This is a genomic window from Pseudomonas putida (assembly GCF_003228315.1).
In the GTDB taxonomy this organism is placed as follows: domain Bacteria; phylum Pseudomonadota; class Gammaproteobacteria; order Pseudomonadales; family Pseudomonadaceae; genus Aquipseudomonas; species Aquipseudomonas putida_S.
Window position 1 is genome coordinate 5,768,585 of record NZ_CP029693.1, and the last position, 18,132, is coordinate 5,786,716.

15 protein-coding genes, 4 tRNA genes and 1 pseudogene are annotated in these 18,132 nt (G+C 60.0%); 13 read left to right on the plus strand and 7 right to left on the minus strand.

Annotation, left to right across the window (positions count from 1 at the left end; translation table 11 throughout):
• The first annotated feature begins 96 nt into the window (after positions 1 to 96).
• From DKY63_RS27030 to DKY63_RS33190, 3 genes and pseudogenes are all read left to right on the plus strand, one after another.
• Entirely contained in the window at positions 97 to 1,476 is a 1,380-nt protein-coding gene (locus tag DKY63_RS27030; protein WP_110966924.1) for a PLP-dependent aminotransferase family protein, read from the plus strand.
• 1,017 nt (positions 1,477 to 2,493) lie between these two features.
• Positions 2,494 to 2,691: pseudogene (locus DKY63_RS33185) on the plus strand (HAMP domain-containing protein); the annotation flags it as partial.
• The gene (locus tag DKY63_RS33190; protein ID WP_430523169.1) at positions 2,686 to 3,549 is read left to right on the plus strand and encodes a methyl-accepting chemotaxis protein; all 864 of its coding nucleotides are present in this window, start codon (positions 2,686 to 2,688) and stop codon (positions 3,547 to 3,549) included. The pseudogene DKY63_RS33185 and the gene DKY63_RS33190, both read left to right, overlap by 6 nt.
• A 129-nt stretch (positions 3,550 to 3,678) precedes the next feature.
• Here DKY63_RS33190 and DKY63_RS27040 read toward each other — a convergent pair whose 3' ends face one another.
• A complete protein-coding gene (locus tag DKY63_RS27040) occupies positions 3,679 to 4,437 on the minus strand; it encodes a hypothetical protein (RefSeq protein WP_239499332.1) in 759 nt (252 codons plus the stop codon).
• Positions 4,438 to 4,827: 390 nt separating this feature from the next.
• On the opposite strand from DKY63_RS27040, the gene DKY63_RS27045 reads away from it, so the two are divergent.
• From DKY63_RS27045 to DKY63_RS27060, 4 genes are all read left to right on the plus strand, one after another.
• Positions 4,828 to 4,903: transfer RNA gene (locus DKY63_RS27045), tRNA-Glu, on the plus strand.
• A 2-nt stretch (positions 4,904 to 4,905) separates the two neighbouring features.
• Positions 4,906 to 4,981: transfer RNA gene (locus DKY63_RS27050), tRNA-Gly, on the plus strand.
• Between the two features lie 104 nt (positions 4,982 to 5,085).
• A tRNA-Glu gene (locus DKY63_RS27055) sits at positions 5,086 to 5,161 on the plus strand.
• Positions 5,162 to 5,164: 3 nt separating this feature from the next.
• Positions 5,165 to 5,240 (plus strand) — tRNA-Gly (locus DKY63_RS27060).
• 114 nt (positions 5,241 to 5,354) lie between these two features.
• On the opposite strand, the gene DKY63_RS27065 is transcribed toward DKY63_RS27060, so the two are convergent.
• The 3 genes from DKY63_RS27065 to DKY63_RS27075 all read right to left on the minus strand — a co-directional run bounded on the left by DKY63_RS27065 (position 5,355) and on the right by DKY63_RS27075 (position 7,484).
• Positions 5,355 to 5,993 carry a LysE family translocator gene (locus DKY63_RS27065; protein WP_110966927.1) on the minus strand — a complete coding sequence of 213 codons (639 nt, stop codon included), beginning with the start codon at positions 5,991 to 5,993 and terminating at the stop codon, positions 5,355 to 5,357.
• A 1-nt stretch (position 5,994) separates the two neighbouring features.
• Positions 5,995 to 6,765 (minus strand): 2OG-Fe(II) oxygenase, encoded by a 771-nt coding sequence (locus DKY63_RS27070; protein WP_110966928.1) that lies wholly within the window; start codon positions 6,763 to 6,765, stop codon positions 5,995 to 5,997.
• Between the two features lie 92 nt (positions 6,766 to 6,857).
• On the minus strand, positions 6,858 to 7,484 hold the full coding sequence (locus DKY63_RS27075) for an alanyl-tRNA editing protein (protein ID WP_110966929.1): 627 nt from the start codon (positions 7,482 to 7,484) through the stop codon (positions 6,858 to 6,860).
• Positions 7,485 to 7,575: 91 nt separating this feature from the next.
• Here DKY63_RS27075 and DKY63_RS27080 point away from each other — a divergent pair, with 91 nt between their 5' ends.
• Positions 7,576 to 8,574 (plus strand): LysR family transcriptional regulator, encoded by a 999-nt coding sequence (locus DKY63_RS27080; protein ID WP_110966930.1) that lies wholly within the window; start codon positions 7,576 to 7,578, stop codon positions 8,572 to 8,574.
• Positions 8,575 to 8,640: 66 nt separating this feature from the next.
• On the opposite strand, the gene DKY63_RS27085 is transcribed toward DKY63_RS27080, so the two are convergent.
• Positions 8,641 to 9,048: a PA2817 family protein gene (locus DKY63_RS27085; RefSeq protein WP_047526931.1), complete on the minus strand. Its 408-nt coding sequence runs from the start codon at positions 9,046 to 9,048 to the stop codon at positions 8,641 to 8,643.
• Between the two features lie 83 nt (positions 9,049 to 9,131).
• Positions 9,132 to 11,579 (minus strand): acyl-CoA dehydrogenase, encoded by a 2,448-nt coding sequence (locus DKY63_RS27090; protein WP_110966931.1) that lies wholly within the window; start codon positions 11,577 to 11,579, stop codon positions 9,132 to 9,134.
• A gap of 260 nt (positions 11,580 to 11,839) precedes the next feature.
• Here DKY63_RS27090 and DKY63_RS27095 point away from each other — a divergent pair, with 260 nt between their 5' ends.
• The 4 genes from DKY63_RS27095 to DKY63_RS27110 all read left to right on the plus strand — a co-directional run bounded on the left by DKY63_RS27095 (position 11,840) and on the right by DKY63_RS27110 (position 15,008).
• On the plus strand, positions 11,840 to 12,499 hold the full coding sequence (locus DKY63_RS27095) for a transglutaminase-like domain-containing protein (RefSeq protein WP_110967990.1): 660 nt from the start codon (positions 11,840 to 11,842) through the stop codon (positions 12,497 to 12,499).
• Between the two features lie 43 nt (positions 12,500 to 12,542).
• Positions 12,543 to 13,166, plus strand: coding sequence for a glutathione S-transferase family protein (locus DKY63_RS27100; RefSeq protein ID WP_110966932.1), 624 nt, complete (start codon positions 12,543 to 12,545; stop codon positions 13,164 to 13,166).
• Between the two features lie 133 nt (positions 13,167 to 13,299).
• The gene (locus DKY63_RS27105) at positions 13,300 to 14,232 is read left to right on the plus strand and encodes an ABC transporter ATP-binding protein (protein WP_110966933.1); all 933 of its coding nucleotides are present in this window, start codon (positions 13,300 to 13,302) and stop codon (positions 14,230 to 14,232) included.
• Positions 14,229 to 15,008: an ABC transporter permease gene (locus DKY63_RS27110; RefSeq protein ID WP_077047013.1), complete on the plus strand. Its 780-nt coding sequence runs from the start codon at positions 14,229 to 14,231 to the stop codon at positions 15,006 to 15,008. Before DKY63_RS27105 ends, DKY63_RS27110 begins: the two co-directional genes overlap by 4 nt.
• Positions 15,009 to 15,171: 163 nt before the next feature.
• Here DKY63_RS27110 and DKY63_RS27115 read toward each other — a convergent pair whose 3' ends face one another.
• Entirely contained in the window at positions 15,172 to 15,687 is a 516-nt protein-coding gene (locus DKY63_RS27115) for a DUF2062 domain-containing protein (RefSeq protein WP_110966934.1), read from the minus strand.
• Positions 15,688 to 15,823: 136 nt separating this feature from the next.
• On the opposite strand from DKY63_RS27115, the gene DKY63_RS27120 reads away from it, so the two are divergent.
• Positions 15,824 to 18,058 carry a DNA internalization-related competence protein ComEC/Rec2 gene (locus DKY63_RS27120; protein ID WP_110966935.1) on the plus strand — a complete coding sequence of 745 codons (2,235 nt, stop codon included), beginning with the start codon at positions 15,824 to 15,826 and terminating at the stop codon, positions 18,056 to 18,058.
• Positions 18,059 to 18,132 lie beyond the last annotated feature (74 nt).

Below are 18,132 nucleotides of genomic sequence, written 5' to 3' on the forward strand. Positions count from 1 at the left end.
GTTAAAAGCAACGGCTTCAGCGGCGTTGTCGCACACCTCGGCCAGCACTCCTGTGATTAACTCCCTCTCGCATAACCAACAGGAGGTTGCCTGCTCATGGAATTGAGAATCGATCGACAGGCCATGGTGCCGGTCGTACAGCAAATCGTCGACGCGCTGGTCTGCACAATCCATTGCAATCAAATGATGCCCGGTACACGCCTACCGTCGGTACGGGCAATCGCACGAATCAACTCGCTCAACGAGTTCTGTGTCGTCCAGGCTTGCGAGCGACTGGTCGCGCAAGGCGTACTGGAGCCGTGCCATCGCGCTGGTTACCTCGTGTCAGCTCCGGCCTCTGTTGTGGCCAGTGACGCCGGATGGATCGGAGACGCTGAATTCGATCCTTGCCATTCCTCGTGCGAGTTGCAACTGGGGGCTGGAAGCCTGCCCGACAGCTGGCGTGAATCGGATGATCTGGCTTATGCGATTCGCGAGGTCAGTCGTACCGACATGGCCGGCCTGTTCAACTACAGCTCGGCACTGGGCCTGCCGCGTTTGCGCCAGCAGATTCAGAAGTGCCTGAAGCCCTTGGATATCCACGTTGAAGACAGCCGGATTCTGACCACCGATGGGGCCAGCCAAGGGCTCGATCTGATCGTGCGGACCTTGCTCAAGCCGGGCGATTGCGTCGTGGTGGAAAGCCCCGGTTGTCCGGTGTTGTTCGAGCTGCTCAGGCTGCACGGCATCAGCATGCGGCAGGTGCCGCGCACTCCGCTGGGGCCGGACCTCGCAACCCTGGATGAGCTGTTCGCGAAACATCGACCGCGCGCATTCTTCATCAATAGTTTTCATCACAATCCCACCGGAACCAGCCTCGTGCCGGAGGTAGCCAGGCAGGTACTGAAACTGGCCAGAGAGCATGACGTGCTGGTGATCGAGGACGACGTCTATGCGGACCTGCACAGCAGTTGCGGCGAACGCCTCGCAGCGCTGGATGAGAACGTGATCTACGTGGGCAGCTACTCCAAAACACTCAGTAGCGCCCTGCGAGTCGGCTTTATCGTGGCCACTGCCGAGTCGATCGAGCGACTGGCCAGCGTCAAGATGATCACCAGCATGGGCACCTCTGGATTTAGCGAGTCGGTGCTCGCGTGCCTGTTGGCCAACGGCGCCTATCGCAAACTGGTGCAACGTCAGCGGCAGCGCCTGAACAACGACAGGCTGGCGCTCCTGCAGCTGCTCGAAGACGCCGAATGGGAAGTGTTCGGCAAACCGGTGGGCGGTTTGTTTGTCTGGGCGCGCTCACGCATGGGGGACTGCGCTCAGGTGCGGGCCCAGGCGCGACGTTGCGGCATCGTGTTGTCGTCGACAACTGCCTTCAGTTCCGAGGGCACGGTCAGTGACTGGCAGCGCATCAATGTAGCTTGCGCGGGCGATCCACGCGCCCGGGCTTTTATTCAGGCCACCACTCCGGATCGACCTCAAGCGTTCTGAAAACGACGCGGGCGTAGCTTTTTGCCATTATTCCGGCGCCAGAGTCTTGTGTTGCTCAAGGGCCGTTGCGAATCTGCGTCAATCAATTCTGGCGGGGGACCAAGTCCAATGATTTCGGCCGTGCAAGGACGTTTTGCCAACCTGGGTATGGCAAAAAAAATGGGTGTCGGGTTTGTACTGGTGCTGTTGCTGACTGCCCTGGTGGCGGCCATCGGTGTCTGGTCCCTGCAAACCATCAGCTTGCGCTTCGACGGGCTCAAGCAGATGTCGTCGCTCAACAGTGGCTTGTTGAAGGTGCGTCTGCTGGAGCAGGAGTATGCCTTGCACGGCAACCCGAAAACCGTCGACGCCTTGCACGAAGGCGTGGATGGCTTGATTGCACTGGCCAATCAGCTAAAGGGGGAGTCGGCAGCCAATGTGCCGGTGATGAACGATGTCGAGCAGTCGCTCGGCGCCTATCGCAAGGCGTTCGATGAGTTTGTCTCCCTCAGCCAGGCCAAGGACCTGGCGCTGGAAATGGCCAGTTGGTCGGTCTCCAGCGTGGCCAACAATCTCGACGTGTTGCAGTCCGGGCTGGCCGATGACGGTACTTACACGCTGAAGACTTCCGAGGGCAAGGACGGTTCGCAATTCATCGAGCAGGCCAGTCAGGTCAGTCAGGTATCGCGCTTGATGCTGCAAGCGATGAACGAAGCGCGTGTGCGCCTGGATCAGAGCCGCAAGGGCGATGACAGCGCCGGCCAGGGCAAGATCGAACAGGCCAGTCAGGCGCTGGCTCAGGCCGAACAGCTGAAAACCACGGTGAAGGATGAGGGGTATCAGACCGTACTCAATGAAGTGACCGGTCATATCGCCAGTTTCAGCGACAAACTCACCGAGTACACGGGCCTGTTGGAGCAGGAAAAGACCGTCTATCAGCAATTGCATCAACGCGCCGCCCAGGTCATGGAGCGGGTTGACCAGGCCTATGTCGCCGAAGACCAGTCGATGCAGGCCGAGCTGAAAAAGAACTCCTTGATGATTATCGGTTCTTCCGCGCTGGCGTTGCTGGTTGGCCTGATTGCGGCGTGGGTGATTACCCGCTTGATCGTCGGGCCGCTGCGTAGCGTGATTCGCGTGGCGCAGCAGATTGCATCGGGGGATTTGAGCGGTACGGTCGAGGTGAACCGTCGGGACGAGATCGGCCAGTTGATGCAGGCCATGCAGCAAATGGGCGCCGGGCTTAGCCAAATCGTCAGCGGCTTGCAGGCCGGCATCGAGCAATTGGCCACGTCAGCACAATCGTTGTCCGCGGTGACTGAACAGACCAATCTTGAAGTCAGCAGCCAGAAGGAAGAAACCGAGCAGGTCGCCACGGCCATGAACCAAATGACCGCCACCGTGCACGATGTCGCGCGCAACGCCGAGGAGGCTGCCGTGGCGGCGCAGACGGCGGATGGCAAGGTCGAAAGTGGTCAGCTCGTGGTGCGTCAGAGCATGGCGCGGATCGAACAATTGGCGGATTCGGCCACGTCGGCCAGTTCGAGCATCGAAAGCCTGAGCGCGGAAATCCAGAACATCGGTACCGTGCTCGGTGTGATCAAGAGCGTGGCCGAACAGACCAACCTGCTGGCGCTCAACGCGGCGATCGAAGCCGCCCGGGCCGGTGAGCAGGGCAGGGGCTTTGCCGTGGTGGCCGACGAAGTGCGCGCACTGGCCAAACGGACCCAGCAATCGACCGAGGAAATCGAGCGTCTGGTCAGCGCCTTGCGCTCGGCGGCGCAGACGTCCGTGCAGCAGATCCAGAGCAGCGGCGATCTGGTGAAACTGGCGGTCAGCGATGCACTGCAGACCGAAAGTGCGCTGGGCAGCATTGCGGCGGCGGTGTCGTTGATTCAACAGATGAACCAGCAGATCGCCGCGGCTGCCGAAGAGCAGAGCTCGGTGGCCGAAGAGATCAATCGAAGTGTCACGAGTATTCGAGCCAGCGCCGATCAGTCTTCACTGGCGATGCAGGGGAATGCGGCGTCGAGTATCGAGCTGGCACAGCTGGGGGTTGAATTGAAGGGGATGGTGGGGCACTTCAGGCTGTAACCTGGATCGTAGTCCCTGTAGGAGCGAGCCTGCTCGCGATGGACGTCAACGATAACACTGGGGGCCTGACACCCCGCGGTGTTTTCGAGACCATCGCGAGCAGGCTCGCTCCTACAGTTGTTTCGGTGATCAGTCGTAAATCACTTTCTTTTTCCAGTCCGCATCCGCTTCAACGTCCTTGAGACCTTCGGTCAACTGGTTCACTTCGCCTTCCGTTGGGGCAATGCGGTCCATGACCTGCTCGTTGGCGCGGGCCAGGAGTTTTTCCAGATACTCCAGTTGTTCGGCGTAGATCTGCGGCTCCTGTTGCTTGCGCAAGTACTGCACGCCGCGTTCGAACGCCAGACGCGCCTGGCCTGGCTGATTCTGTTGCAGCGCGTGCTGGCCGAGGTTGTTGAAGAACTCGATGTGCAGCAGCACCAGAATGTGGCGCACTTCACGGATCCAGCGCTTGGCCTCGTTCGGTGGCAGGAAGCCGTCCTGTGCCGCGCGGGTGATCTGGCCATGCAGGGCTTCAAGCAGGAAGCGTACATCCTTGGCCTTGGCTTCAGTCTGGATCGGTGCCGGCGGGTTGTTGACCGGGATCGATTCGCCCTGGCCCACCAGCGCTTCGAGCTCGACAATCCGCGCCTTGAGGTTGGAACTGGTTTTTTCGAGGTTCAGCAGGCGTTGGCAGACATTCAATTCCAGGCGCGCCAGCAGCAGCTTGAGTCCCGGTGTCATTAACTGGCCCGGGAATGTTTCGGTGATCTCTCCGCAACGACGCAGGCGATCGTTGAGTTCAACCTTGGTGCGGGCCCTTTCCAGCTTGTTGTTCTCCACCACATGGTTGATGTAGCCAATGGCGATCAAGAGTGCGATCCCGGCTACGACGAGCAGGGTGATCATGAGTGGTGTCACCGGTAAGACCTCTTCTATGGGAGTTCGCTTGCGAGTGTATGAGCTTGGCATTTGAGCGCCTAGCGCCGCTCGACGAGTTGGATCAATGTGGCTACGCCTGTATCGGCCGTAGACCGGCCTAATTAAATGCTGGCATTTGTTTAGCACATTGCCATCACTCATGGTCGCCGACTATAACGCCTTGGCGAGTGTCAGAATATAGGCGCCAGACAACGGACAGCGCAAAAGCCGGAGAGGGGCTGAAAAGCAGGGCCAAGTCATTGATTTAAAAAAATTTATAACAGGGGGTTGACGACCTTCCAAACCATCCATAGAATGCGCGCCACTTGCAGCGTAAAGCACACAGCGAAACGAAGCAGGGAGTGAATGTTGTAGCGTGTCCCCTTCGTCTAGTGGCCTAGGACACCGCCCTTTCACGGCGGTAACAGGGGTTCGAGTCCCCTAGGGGACGCCAATGCGGGAATAGCTCAGTTGGTAGAGCACGACCTTGCCAAGGTCGGGGTCGCGAGTTCGAGTCTCGTTTCCCGCTCCAATTTTAAACAGCGTTGCTTTCGGGCAGGGCTGAGTGAAACCAGAACCAAGTCTTCGGATGCGGATCTGGACACCGAAACACACACCATGTGTTCCGGGTAGCGTGTCCCCTTCGTCTAGTGGCCTAGGACACCGCCCTTTCACGGCGGTAACAGGGGTTCGAGTCCCCTAGGGGACGCCATTTGCGGGAATAGCTCAGTTGGTAGAGCACGACCTTGCCAAGGTCGGGGTCGCGAGTTCGAGTCTCGTTTCCCGCTCCAAATTAAACGAAAACGCCGCTCAATAGAGCGGCGTTTTTGTTTGCGCGTGATTTGTACCTGCATAAAAAGGGCCCGCCAGTCAGACTGCGCGGGCCTTTTGCATTCCGGCCTTTTTTACATCGACAGGATCAACCGTCCCGCAAACAAAATCAGGATCACGCCCATGGTTCGCTCGAACCAATGCCCCATGCGCAAAAACAGCAAGCGCACCCGGCTGCTCGAAAAAAACAGCGCCACGATTACAAACCACAAGGCGTTCACGCCGCACATCCATACCCCGTATAGCGCCTGAATCGTCAGCGGTGTCGTGGTGCTGATGATGGTGGTGAAGATCGCCAGGAAAAACAACGTGGCCTTGGGATTGGTGGCATTGGTGAGAAAGCCGGTGGTGAATGCCTTGAACAGGGTTTGCTCGACCACTGGGCTGTCCGCTTCTTTTTCACCGTCGAGCACGGATTTGGGACGGCTGCGCAACAGGCTGACACCCAGGTACAGAATGTAGGCACCACCAATCACTTTGGCTGCGGTCAGCAACCATGGAGTGGTGTGCATCAGCGCGCCGACGCCCAGCAAGGTGTACAGCACATGCACGGAAATGCCGGCGCCGATACCCAGTGCCGTGCAGATACCTATCCAGCGACCAAAACGCACGCTCTGGCGGATGGTTACGGCGAAGTCCGGTCCGGGAGCGACTACGGCCAGAAAGTGGATGGTCGCCAGCGCCAGGAACTCGCCCAGATAATTGGAAAGCATTTCAACTCCAGAAGGTCAGGGGGGAAGCGGTACCGCGATAGCCGACGAAAAAAGAGAGACTCAAGCGCGGATCGTTCAGGCCCGGTGTCACCGCGTGCATGCGCCGTGAGTTGAACATGATGAAATCCCCCGGCTCGGGGCGAACTTCCAGAGTCGGCGTTCCCAGCAGGACGGGGTCGATGCCGTAACTGTTCCCGCGCATTTCGTCAAACCGTTCCGGCGAAATGTCGTGGTCCCACATCTGCAGGGCGCCGCCTTTGGTGGGCATGTTCAGATAGACATTGCAGGCGAACTGCGCCGAAAGGCTCCTGGCCTGAAAGCTGTCCGGCGCGTCCTTGGCGAAAATGTCGTGATGGGCGAGAAAACACACGTCGGGTTTCACCACCCGGGAAAGCCCGACATACATCTTGCGTCCGTAGAGGGTTTCCAGGTGAGCACCTGCTGGCCAGGACTCATCGAGCATGCAGCGCAGGGTGTCGACCGGGGAGGCGTAGGGCGCGCAGCGGTTGCGCAGTTCGGCGATGTTGCGAGTGGCGCGTCGGAAATAGTCCTCGATCAGCAGCGGCTGGTTTTCCGCTTCGTAGAACGCCATGCCGATGCGACCGATGCTCGGCGCGTTGATATAGCCTTCAAAGCCGGGTTCGAGGATCTTGTCGCCGATCCTCAAAGCCAAAGGCGGGGGTAACCAGCCCTTGATACGGATGGCGAGAACTTCTTCATTGGCCAGCTTTTTTATGCACGTCTGATCGAGACATTCGACGTCCAGCATCATGTCCTGGGTCCATCCGGCAAAGTGTCAACGAAGCCTGCGAACGCAGGCTCTCCATCCTCGGGCGATGCTGGCAAACGGCACCGTCCCGGAATTCAGTCCACGTGATAGTGAACGGACAGGATCCCTTTTTTGTGCGAAAGGGATTCAATCGTGACCGTACCCAAATCCTTCAGGCTACGTACGTGGGTGCCACCGCAACCGTAGGCGGGCAGCTCACCAAAACCGATTTCCCGGCTACCTTCGCGTGACGAGGTCAGGCGCGGCAGGTCATGGGCTATCCAGTGTTCCAGGCCGTGCTGCAGCGTCTGTGCATCAACGTCCTGTGCACAGTCCGCCGGTTTGAACTGCACTCTTGCTTCGCCCGGCCAGTGATGTGCCTTGATCGGCATCCAGCCCATGGCCTGGACGAAGTGACCGATCAGGTGGCCGGCCGAGTGCATGCGGGTATTGAACTGGCGACGTTGCTCGTCGATACGGATTTGCGTCATGCCGATGTTCACCGGGCGATCGACGAAATGGATGATCCGCTCGGGATCCTGCATCACGCGCAGAACCCGGCTTTCGCCAATCCAGCCGGTGTCGCAAGGTTGTCCGCCGCCCTGGGGGTGGAACAGTGTGGCGCGCAGTACCACGGCAAACTCCTGCTCGTGGGGCGTGCATTCCAGGATTTCCACGCTGGCCTTGAGGTCATCGCTGTGGAAAAAGAGGCGAAGCGTCATATACCAGGCTCACATAAATGTTTCTGATTTTTATTATATGGAGCGTGCTGATGCGTGATAATCCGATCAAACATCAAAGGACTGTTGCGTCGTGAGCATAAATCTTCCGCTGCCCCTGCTGGGTGAGATGGCGATTTTCGTCAAGGTTGTCGAGACCGGCAGTTTCTCCGAAGCAGCTCGCCAATTGGGCTCTTCGCCCTCGGCGGTCAGTCGCAGCATTTCGCGACTGGAGAAAGCCCTCGCCATGCGCTTGTTGCAACGCACTACACGCAAGTTGCGCTTGAGCGACGGTGGCGAGGAAGTGTTCAAGCGCTGTCAGGACATGGTCAGTGCGGCCCGGTCGGTGATGGAAATCAGTGGCCAGTTCACCGATGAGCCCGAAGGCGTGGTGCGCATCAGCGTGCCGAAAGCGGTTGGCCGAATTGTCATTCATCCGCACATGCCGGAGTTTTTGCGCCGCTACCCCAAGGTGGATGTGGAGATGCTGCTCGAGGATCGTCAGGTGGACTTGATCGACGATCATGTCGACCTGGCGATTCGTATCACCGATCGGCCACCGGCCGGGCTGGTGGGACGGCAATTGCTGAGCATCGATCATTTGCTCTGCGCGACACCACAGTATCTGGCCGAGCACGGAACGCCGACGCATCCCCATGATCTGCTCAACCACAGTTGCATCTACCTGGGTGAAACACCAAGCGATGCGCGCTGGAAGTTCAAGAAGGGCAGCAAAACCGTGACGGTCGGTGTGCGCGGGCGCTATGCCGCCAATCACACGGGTGTACGTTTCGGCGCCGTGTTGCAGCACCTGGGTATTGGCAGCCTGCCGTATTTCACGGCGCGTCGCGCTCTGGAGAAGGGGCTGATGGTGCAAGTGCTGCCGGACTGGACCTTTCTGGCGTCGTACCACGGAGGCGCCTGGTTGCTGCATTCGCCAACCCGTTACCTGCCGCCCAAGATACGGGTATTGATCGATTACCTGGTGGAGTGTCTGGAGAAGGAGCCGACGTTGCACCAACCGGGCAAGTCGGGGCCTACGAATATTGCGGTTTCGGAGTATGAGCTGCCCGAGAGTGACGGATTGTTTTAATCGACCCGGTAAATGAAAAGGCCCGCCTGGATAACCATCCGGGCCTTTTGCGTATCTGACCGTGGATCAGTGCTTGCTGTCCTCATTCGACAACGCCAGCAGCTGCTTTTCCTGATTCCAGTCAAACGGTTCGTCGTTCTGTTCGGCTTCAAAGCGACGTTCTTCCAGCGCCTGGTACAAGTCGATTTCATCATCGGGCATGTAGTGCAGGCAGTCACCGGCGAAGTACCACAGCAGGTCACGCGGGACCAGATGGGCGATTTGCGGGTAGCGGGTGATGACCTGGCACAGGATGTCCTGGCCCAGGTATTGGCTTTCGATCGGGTCGACCGGCAGCAGTGCACGCAGTTCGTCGAAGCGCTCCAGGAACAAGGCATGGCTTTCTTCGGGCACCTGGTCGGCCTCACCCACGGCGACCAGGATGCTGCGCAGGTGGTCGAGCAAAACGAGATGATCGGCAACGATGTTGGACACGAGATAAGTCCTCAAGAGCAAAACGGGCGCGGGAGTATAAAGCCCCCGCGCCCATTTTTATATGCCAGGCCTGGCCGGCTGGATCAGCGGACCTTGCCTGCGGCCAGTGCGATTTCCTCTTTGTCGAAATCATCCACATCGATCACCTTGCGCCGCGCAGTCTCGGCCTCACGCAAGGTTTGCGCTTCTGCAGCTTGCAGCACGCCGGCCTCCAGCGCCGCATCGATGACATGTTCACCGGCGACCGGTTTGACCTGGCCGCTTTTGAGCGCCAGGTGAAGCTTTTTCTGCAACGGTTGCGCAGCACTCAAGCGGTCGCAGGTGTGTTGCAGGATACCCACCGGATCGTCGTTCGATTGCGGACGGTAGCAACCCTGCAGCAGCTCTTCGAGGGCGGGATCGCCCTTGGCCCGACCGATCACCCCGGCGACGGCGGCCCCGAGCTTGTCCGACGGTCCTTTGTGGCGACGGCCAAACGGGAACATGATCACCCGCAGCAGGCACGCCATGACCTTGTTCGGGAAATTGTTCAGCAGTTCATCCATGGCGCGTTCGGCCTGGCCGAGGCTTTCCTCCATGGCCCAGATAAACAGCGGCTCCATGTGCTGTGGCGCGTCGAGGTCGTTGTAGCGCTTGAGGGCGGCGCTGGCCAGGTACAGGTTGCTCAGCACATCCCCCAGCCGTGCCGACAGGCGTTCGCGACGTTTCAGTTCACCGCCGAGCAACATCATGCTCAGGTCGGCCAGCAATGCGAACGCCGCGGCCTGTCGATTGAGGGCGCGGAAATAACCCTGGCTGAGCCTGTCACCCGGCAGGTGTTCCAGATGACCAAAGCCGAGATTCAGCACCAGCGTGCTGGCCGCGTTACCCACGGCAAACCCGATGTGCTTGAGCAGAAGGCCATCGAACTCGGTCAGTGCCTGATCCTTGTCCTCGCGACCCGCCAGGGCCATTTCCTTGAGCACGAAAGGATGGCAGCGAATGGCGCCCTGGCCGAAGATCATCAGGTTGCGCGAGAGAATGTTCGCGCCTTCCACGGTGATGCAGATGGGTGCGCCTTGCCACATGCGCCCGAGATAGTTTTTCGGCCCCAAGATGATTCCCTTGCCACCGTGCACATCCATCGCGTGGCTGATGCATTCGCGACCGCGTTCGGTGAGTTGATACTTGAGAATCGCCGACAGCACCGACGGTTTCTCTCCAAGGTCCACCGCGTTGGCCGTCAGCATCCGCGCGGCGTCCATCATCCAGGCGTTGCCGCCGATGCGGGCCATGGCTTCCTGAATGCCTTCGAACGCCGCAATCGGCACATTGAACTGCTCGCGGATCTGCGCGTACTGACCGGTGACCAGGCTGGTGAACTTGGCCATGCCGGTGCCCACCGCCGGCAGGGAAATCGAACGCCCGACCGACAGGCAGTTCATCAGCATCATCCAGCCCTTGCCGAGCATTTCCTGGCCGCCGATCAGAAATTCCAGCGGGACGAACACGTCCTTGCCGGAGTTCGGACCGTTCATGAACGCCGCGCCCAATGGCAGGTGACGGCGACCGATGTTCACGCCCGCGGTGTCGGTTGGCACCAATGCCAGGCTGATACCCAGGTCCTCCTTGTCGCCCAGCAGATGATCCGGGTCATAAGCCTTGAATGCCAGGCCGAGCAGGGTGGCCACCGGGCCGAGGGTGATATAGCGCTTTTCCCAGTTCAGACGCAGGCCGAGGGTTTCCCGACCTTCCCATTCACCCTTGCAGATAATGCCGGTGTCGGGCATGCCGCCGGCGTCGGAGCCGGCCAGCGGCCCGGTCAGCGCGAAGCAGGGAATATCCTCGCCCCGTGCCAGGCGCGGCAGGTAGTGGTTGCGTTGTTCGTCGGTGCCGTAATGCAGCAGCAGTTCGGCCGGGCCGAGGGAGTTGGGGACCATCACGGTGGAGGCGAGATCGCCGCTGTGGCTCGCCAGTTTCATCGCCACTTGCGAGTGGGCGTAGGCCGAAAAGCCCTTGCCGCCATATTCCTTGGGAATGATCAGGGCAAAAAAGCCGTTGTCCTTGATGAACGTCCAGGCCTGCTCCGGCAGGTCCAGGGTTTGCCCCAGCTGCCAGTCGCTGACCATGGCGCAGAGTTCTTCGGTCGGACCATCGATAAAGGCGCGTTCCTCTTCGTTCAGTTGTGCCTTTGGATAGGCCAGCAGTTTGTTCCAGTCCGGACGTCCGCTGAACAGTTCGCCGTCCCACCACACGGTGCCGGCTTCGATGGCGTCGCGTTCGGTCTGCGACATGGGGGGCAGGGTTTTCTGGAACCAGTTGAACATCGGCGCGCTGAAGAATTTGCGCCGCAGGTCAGGCAATAGCAAAGGCGCTGCCACTACCGCGAGCAGAACCCAGAAAATCACCAGCAACCAGCCCGGCGCGCGACTGAGGGCGCCCATGGCCAGCAGGTAGATGGCGACCATGCCCAGAGCGGGCAGCGGGGAGATACGACGGTGGGCTAAATAAGCTATCCCGACAACCAGAACCACTATCCACAACAGCAGCATATTTAATCCTCCGTGAAACCAGGGCAAACCAACCCCCAGAGCTTAGACGGCATCCACAAAACGGGGTGGTTGGCGGCAGGCGCCTGAAAAGGTGGCAAACCCGTGGTGATTGTGTAGGCCCGAGTGGCGTCGGACCGTGAAGAATCGTTCATTGAGCGGGCGCCAAAGCGTCCATATTTGGCCGAAACGTCGTTATCTCTGTGCTGAACCTCTCGCTAGACTCGAGGCTAGCCAAGGAGATTGCCCGCATGCATGAGTACCTGCTTGAGTACCTGAGTCCCGGCCGCTTCATCGATAGTGACCACCCGGCGGTGGTGGAGTTCGCCGAAAAACATCGGGGTGCCAGTCGCGATCCCATCGAGCAGGCCGTCAGCCTCTATTACGCCGTGCGCGAGGCAGTGCGCTACAACCCTTACACCTTCAGTCTCGATCCAAAGACGTTGCACGGCAGTTACGCACTGGCCACCGGTGAGAGTTATTGCGTGCCCAAGGCCACGTTGCTGGCTGGTGCCGCACGGCACTGCGGGATACCCGCGCGGATTGGCCTGGCGGACGTGCGCAATCATTTGTCGACGCCGCGATTGCTCGAGTTGCTCAAGAGCGATGTGTTCGCCATGCATGGTTACACCGAACTGTACTTGAACGGTCGTTGGGTCAAGGCCACACCAGCGTTCAATCAGGGTTTGTGTGAGCTGTTCAACGTCGCGCCGCTGGAATTCGACGGCATAAATGACAGCGTTTTTCACCCATTCAATCGCGACGGCGAAAAACTGATGGAGTACCTGGTCGATCACGGCCAGTTCACCGATGTTCCCGAAGCGTTCTTTTTCGAACACTTGCGCAAGTGCTACCCGCACTTGTTCGGCGCGCAACTGCAACCGCTGCTCGGGGACATGCAGAGCGATTTGAGTCGCGCCTGATCCGGCGTATGCTGCCCGCGCATTCATCAATCGTGAGGCGGTCATGCTGAAGATCTGGGGTCGGAAAAATTCGTCGAATGTCAGGAAACCATTGTGGGCCGCCGAGGAGCTTGGCCTGGCCTACGAGGCCATCGATGCGGGCGGTGCCTTTGGTATTGTCGATACGCCCGAGTATCGCGCCATGAACCCCAATGGCCGTGTTCCGGTGATCGAGGACGACGGTTTCGTGTTGTGGGAATCCAACGCCATCGTCCGCTACCTGATGGCCAAACACGCGGCCGGGACGGCGTGGTTCTCCTCGGATCTGCAAGCACGGGCTACCGCTGACAAGTGGATGGACTGGACCACGTCCAGTTTCGCCGGCCCTTTCCGCACCGTGTTCTGGGGCGTGCTGCGTACCCCGGCGGAGCAGCAGGACTGGCCGGCCATCAAGGCCGCGATCAAGGAGTGCGATGCGTTGCTGGCAATGGCCGATCAGGCGCTGGCGAGTAAGCCTTATTTGTCGGGCGATGAGATCGGCATGGGCGACATTCCCCTCGGCAGTTTTATTTATGCCTGGTTCGAAATGCCGATCGAGCGTGCGCCACTGCCTTATCTGCAGGCCTGGTACGAGCGCCTGAGGGAGCGTCCGGCGTATCGCAAGGCCGTCATGACCGCGTTGACTTAATACTCACTATCGACACACTTGACTGTACTTGTGTGGCGGCGACAAGCACCATTGTGCTATTGCGCTGCGGTTGCGTTGCTCGCCGTCCGCCCATATTCATTTCTTTCTTTCCTTCTTGGTGCGTAAATCCGATATGAGTTCCGCTCTGTCCATCCGGCAGCTAACCAAAACCTACGGCAACGGTTTCCAGGCCCTGAGTGGTATCGATCTGGACGTCGCCGAAGGTGACTTCTTCGCCTTGCTCGGCCCCAACGGTGCCGGCAAATCCACGACCATCGGCATCCTCTCGACCCTGGTGAACAAGACCAGCGGTACGGTGAATATCTTTGGCCATGACCTGGACAAGAACCCGGCCGCGCTCAAGCGTTCCATCGGCGTGGTGCCCCAGGAATTCAACTTCAACCAGTTTGAGAAGACCTTCGACATCGTCGTGACCCAGGCCGGTTACTACGGCATCCCGGCGAAAGTCGCCAAGGAACGTGCCGAGCAATACCTGACCCAGCTGGGCCTGTGGGACAAGCGCGATGTGCCTTCGCGTTCGCTGTCCGGCGGCATGAAGCGCCGGCTGATGATCGCCCGCGCGCTGGTTCACGAACCGCGCCTGCTGATCCTCGATGAGCCGACGGCGGGGGTGGACATCGAACTGCGTCGCTCGATGTGGACCTTCCTCACCGAACTGAACAAACGTGGCATCACGATCATCCTCACCACCCATTACCTGGAAGAGGCTGAACAGCTGTGCCGCAACATCGGCATCATCGACCACGGCACCATCGTTGAAAACACCAGCATGAAGCAGCTGCTCAGCCAATTGCATGTCGAGACTTTCCTGCTGGACCTGAAGAACGGCATGGGCGCTGCGCCGCAACTGATCGGCTACCCTTCGCGTCTGCTAGATGGCCATACCCTGGAAGTCCAGGTGGATAAAAGCATGGGCATCACCGCGCTGTTTACCCAGTTGGCGCAGCAGAACATCGAAGTGCTGAGCCTGCGTAACAAAACCAATCGCCTCGAGGAGTTGTTCGTGTCCCTGGTGGAGAAAAATCTGTCGAAGGTGGCGGTATGAGTTCCGAGCTGCGCCCCAATCTCGTTGCCCTGAACACCATCGTTTACCGGGAGGTTCGCCGTTTCACCCGGATCTGGCCGCAGACCCTGCTGCCGCCGGCGATCACCATGGTCCTGTACTTCGTCATCTTCGGTAACCTCATCGGCCGGCAGATCGGCGACATGGGTGGCTTCACCTATATGGAGTACATCGTGCCGGGGCTGATCATGATGTCGGTGATCACCAACTCCTACGGCAACGTGGTGTCGAGCTTCTTCGGCAGCAAGTTCCAGCGCTCCATCGAAGAGTTGATGGTGTCGCCGGTTTCACCGCACACCATCCTGATCGGCTACACCCTGGGCGGCGTGCTGCGCGGTCTGATGGTGGGAATCATCGTGACGCTGCTGTCGCTGTTCTTCACCCATTTGCAGGTGCATCACCTGGGTGTGACCATTCTGGTAGTGGTGCTGACGGCGACGATTTTCTCGTTGCTGGGCTTCATCAACGCGGTGTTTGCGCGCAACTTCGATGACATCTCGATCATCCCGACCTTCGTGCTGACGCCGCTGACGTACCTGGGCGGGGTGTTTTACTCGATCTCGCTGCTGCCGCCGTTCTGGCAGACCGTGTCCCTGGCCAACCCGGTGCTGCACATGGTCAACGCGTTCCGCTACGGCATCCTGGGCGTTTCGGACATCCGCATCAGCATTGCGATTACGTTCATGCTGGTGGCCACGGTGATTCTGTATTTCGGTTGTGCGCGGTTGCTGGTGAGTGGGCGGGGGATGCGTACTTAACATCAACTGTTGCATTGCCTTGTAGGAGCAAAGCTTGCTCGCGATGACGACAGCCCAGTCATCAATGATGTCGTCTGATTCACCGCAATCGCGAGCAAGCTTTGCTCCTACAGGTGTGCATGCACCAAAAAAACGGCCTCCAATCGGAGGCCGTTTTGCATGCTCACATTCGGCGCTGCTTGCGCCGTTTCCACTGCCGCGCCACCCACCAGCGCCAGTACATCATCACCAGAAAATAGGCCAGCACCCCGAGCACCAGTCCCGTCACCACCGATCCCAGCAGGAATGGCTGCCACAGGGTCGAGAGCTCTCCACTGATCCATTCCCATGTCAGCGCGTCCGGCAACTGGCGGGGCGGGACGTCCATCAGCCAGGCGCCTGCCTGGTAGGTACAAAAGAACACGGCGGGCATGGTGATGGGGTTGGTCAGCCACACCAGGCTGACGGCAATCGGCATGTTGCCGCGCACGACGATGGCGAGGACGGCGGCGACCAGCATCTGCAAGGGAATCGGCAGGAACGCCGCGAACAGCCCGACCGCCATGGCGCGGGCGACGGAGTGGCGGTTGAGGTGCCAGAGGTTCGGGTCATGCAGCAGGGTGCCGAGAAAGCGTAAGGACTTGTGTTCCCTGATGCTGGTCGGATCTGGCATGTAACGTTTGAACAAGCGCCGGGGCATAAGGCTTCTCGGTCGGTGAAGGCGGCAAGTATGTCTGGATTCCGTGAACCTCCTATTCAGACTTTGTGACAATTGTTAACGACGGTCGTGCGGTCGGCCGGCTATGCCTAGGGGCCGGACTCTCAAGGACAGGCGTATGCGCACAGGGATGGTGGCGTTGGCGCTGGGCTTGCTGGCCCTGCGTTTTTTACCGGCATTGCCGCCGGTCGGATTGTGGCTGTTGTTACCGGTAGTCGGTTTGATGCTGCTGCCGTTTCGCACCTACCCCGTGGCGTTTTTTCTCTTCGGGTTGAGCTGGGCCGGAGCCCAGGCGCAATCGGCGCTGGATGACCGGTTGCGGCCGAATCTGGATGGCGAGACACGCTGGGTTGAAGGGCGTGTCGTGGGCTTGCCTGCGCATGGCGATGCGGCCGTGCGTTTCGAATTGGCGGACACCCGGTCGCGACACGGCCGCGTGCCACAACGCATGCGCCTGGCCTGGTATGGGGGGGCTGCGGTCAACAGCGGCGAACGCTGGCGACTGGCGGTCAAGTTGAAGCGACCAGCCGGGCTGCTCAATCCCCATGCCTTCGACTACGACGCCTGGTTGCTGGCCCAGCGCATCGGCGCGACCGGCACCGTCAAGGATGGCGAGCGGCTGGCCGAGGCGCGGTGGGCTTGGCGTGACGGCGTTCGACAAAGGTTGCTGCAAGTGGACGCTCAGGGGCGAACGGGCGTGCTGGTGGCGTTGGTACTGGGGGATGGCGCCGGGCTCAGTCGCGAAGACTGGCAGGTGTTGCAGGACACCGGCACCGTGCACCTGTTGGTGATTTCCGGGCAGCACATCGGGTTGCTGGCGGGGCTGGTGTATTTGCTGATCGCCGGGCTGGCCCGATATGGCTTGTGGCCAGCCCGCCTGCTGTGGCTGCCCTGGGCCTGCGGCCTGGCTTTCGCTGCGGCGCTCGGATACGGACTGTTGGCCGGTTTCGAGGTACCGGTACGGCGTGCCTGCCTGATGATCGGTCTGGTGTTGTTATGGCGCCTGCGATTTCGCCACCTTGGCGCCTGGTGGCCGCTCCTTCTTGCGCTCAATGGCGTGCTGTTGCTGGATCCATTGGCCAGCCTGCAACCGGGATTCTGGTTGTCTTTCGGGGCGGTGTTGGTGCTGATCTTCACTTTCAGCGGACGATTGGGGCCGTGGCGATGGTGGCAAACCTGGACCCGCGCCCAATGGCTGATCGCAATCGGGTTGGCGCCGTTGTTGCTGGTTCTCGGGTTGCCGATCAGTCTCAGTGGGCCGCTGGTCAATCTGTTGGCGGTGCCCTGGATCAGCATGCTGGTATTGCCACCGGCCTTGCTGGGAACCCTTTTGCTGCCCGTCCCCTATGTAGGGGAGGGTCTGTTGTGGCTGGCCGGCGGGTTGATTGACGGGTTGTTCCGGGGGCTGGGGATGATGGCCGGGCAGGTTCCCGCGTGGATACCTGTGACGGTTTCGGGGTGGGTATGGGGCTTGGGGGCGATCGGTGCGTTTCTGCTTCTGCTGCCGCGAGGCGTGCCGCTGCGGCCCTTGGGTTGGCCATTGCTGTTGGTACTCGTCGTCCCGCCCAAACCTGCGCTGCCGGAAGGTGTTGCGGAAATCTGGCAGCTGGATGTCGGTCAGGGTTTGGCCATCCTGGTTCGAACCCGCCATCACACGCTGTTGTTTGACGCTGGACCACGCATGGGTGACAACGATCTCGGTGAGCGTGTCGTGGTACCGGTCTTGCGCAAACTGGGTGTGGATGCACTCGATCAGATGATCATCAGCCACGCCCACATTGATCATTCCGGTGGAGCTCAGGCGGTTACCAGGGCACTGCGGGTGCAGCAGGTCATCAGTGGCGAGCCCGAGGAGCTGCCGGCTGAACTACAAGCCCTGGAATGTGAAAGCGGGCGGCAATGGACCTGGGATGGCGTGAACTTCGAGCTTTGGCGCTGGGCGGATGCCCGGGAAAGCAATCCGAAATCCTGCGTCCTGCAGATTGAGGCCAGCGGCGAGCGATTGCTGTTGACCGGCGACATCGACGCCAGCGCCGAGCGTGTGCTGCTCGACAGCCCGCTGGCGGTCCAGACTGACTGGCTGCAATCGCCCCACCATGGCAGTCGCAGCTCCTCCTCAACGGCATTGCTCAATGGATTGCAGCCCAAGGCTGTGCTGATCTCTCGCGGCCGGGGCAACTCGTTCGGTCACCCCCATCCGACAGTCGTGGCGCGCTATCGAAAACGTGGCATGGCTATCTACGACAGCGCGGAGCAGGGTGCCATTCATCTGCAATTGGGGCGCTTCGAGCTGCCACGGTCAATGCGTCTGGAACGGCGGTTCTGGCGCGATCCGCCACCGGCTCCTGAATAACCTTCGGCTATCACGGACCGACCGGATGCGACATCGCGGTCTTCGGTGCGCGCACCCCCTATGTTAGAGTGGCG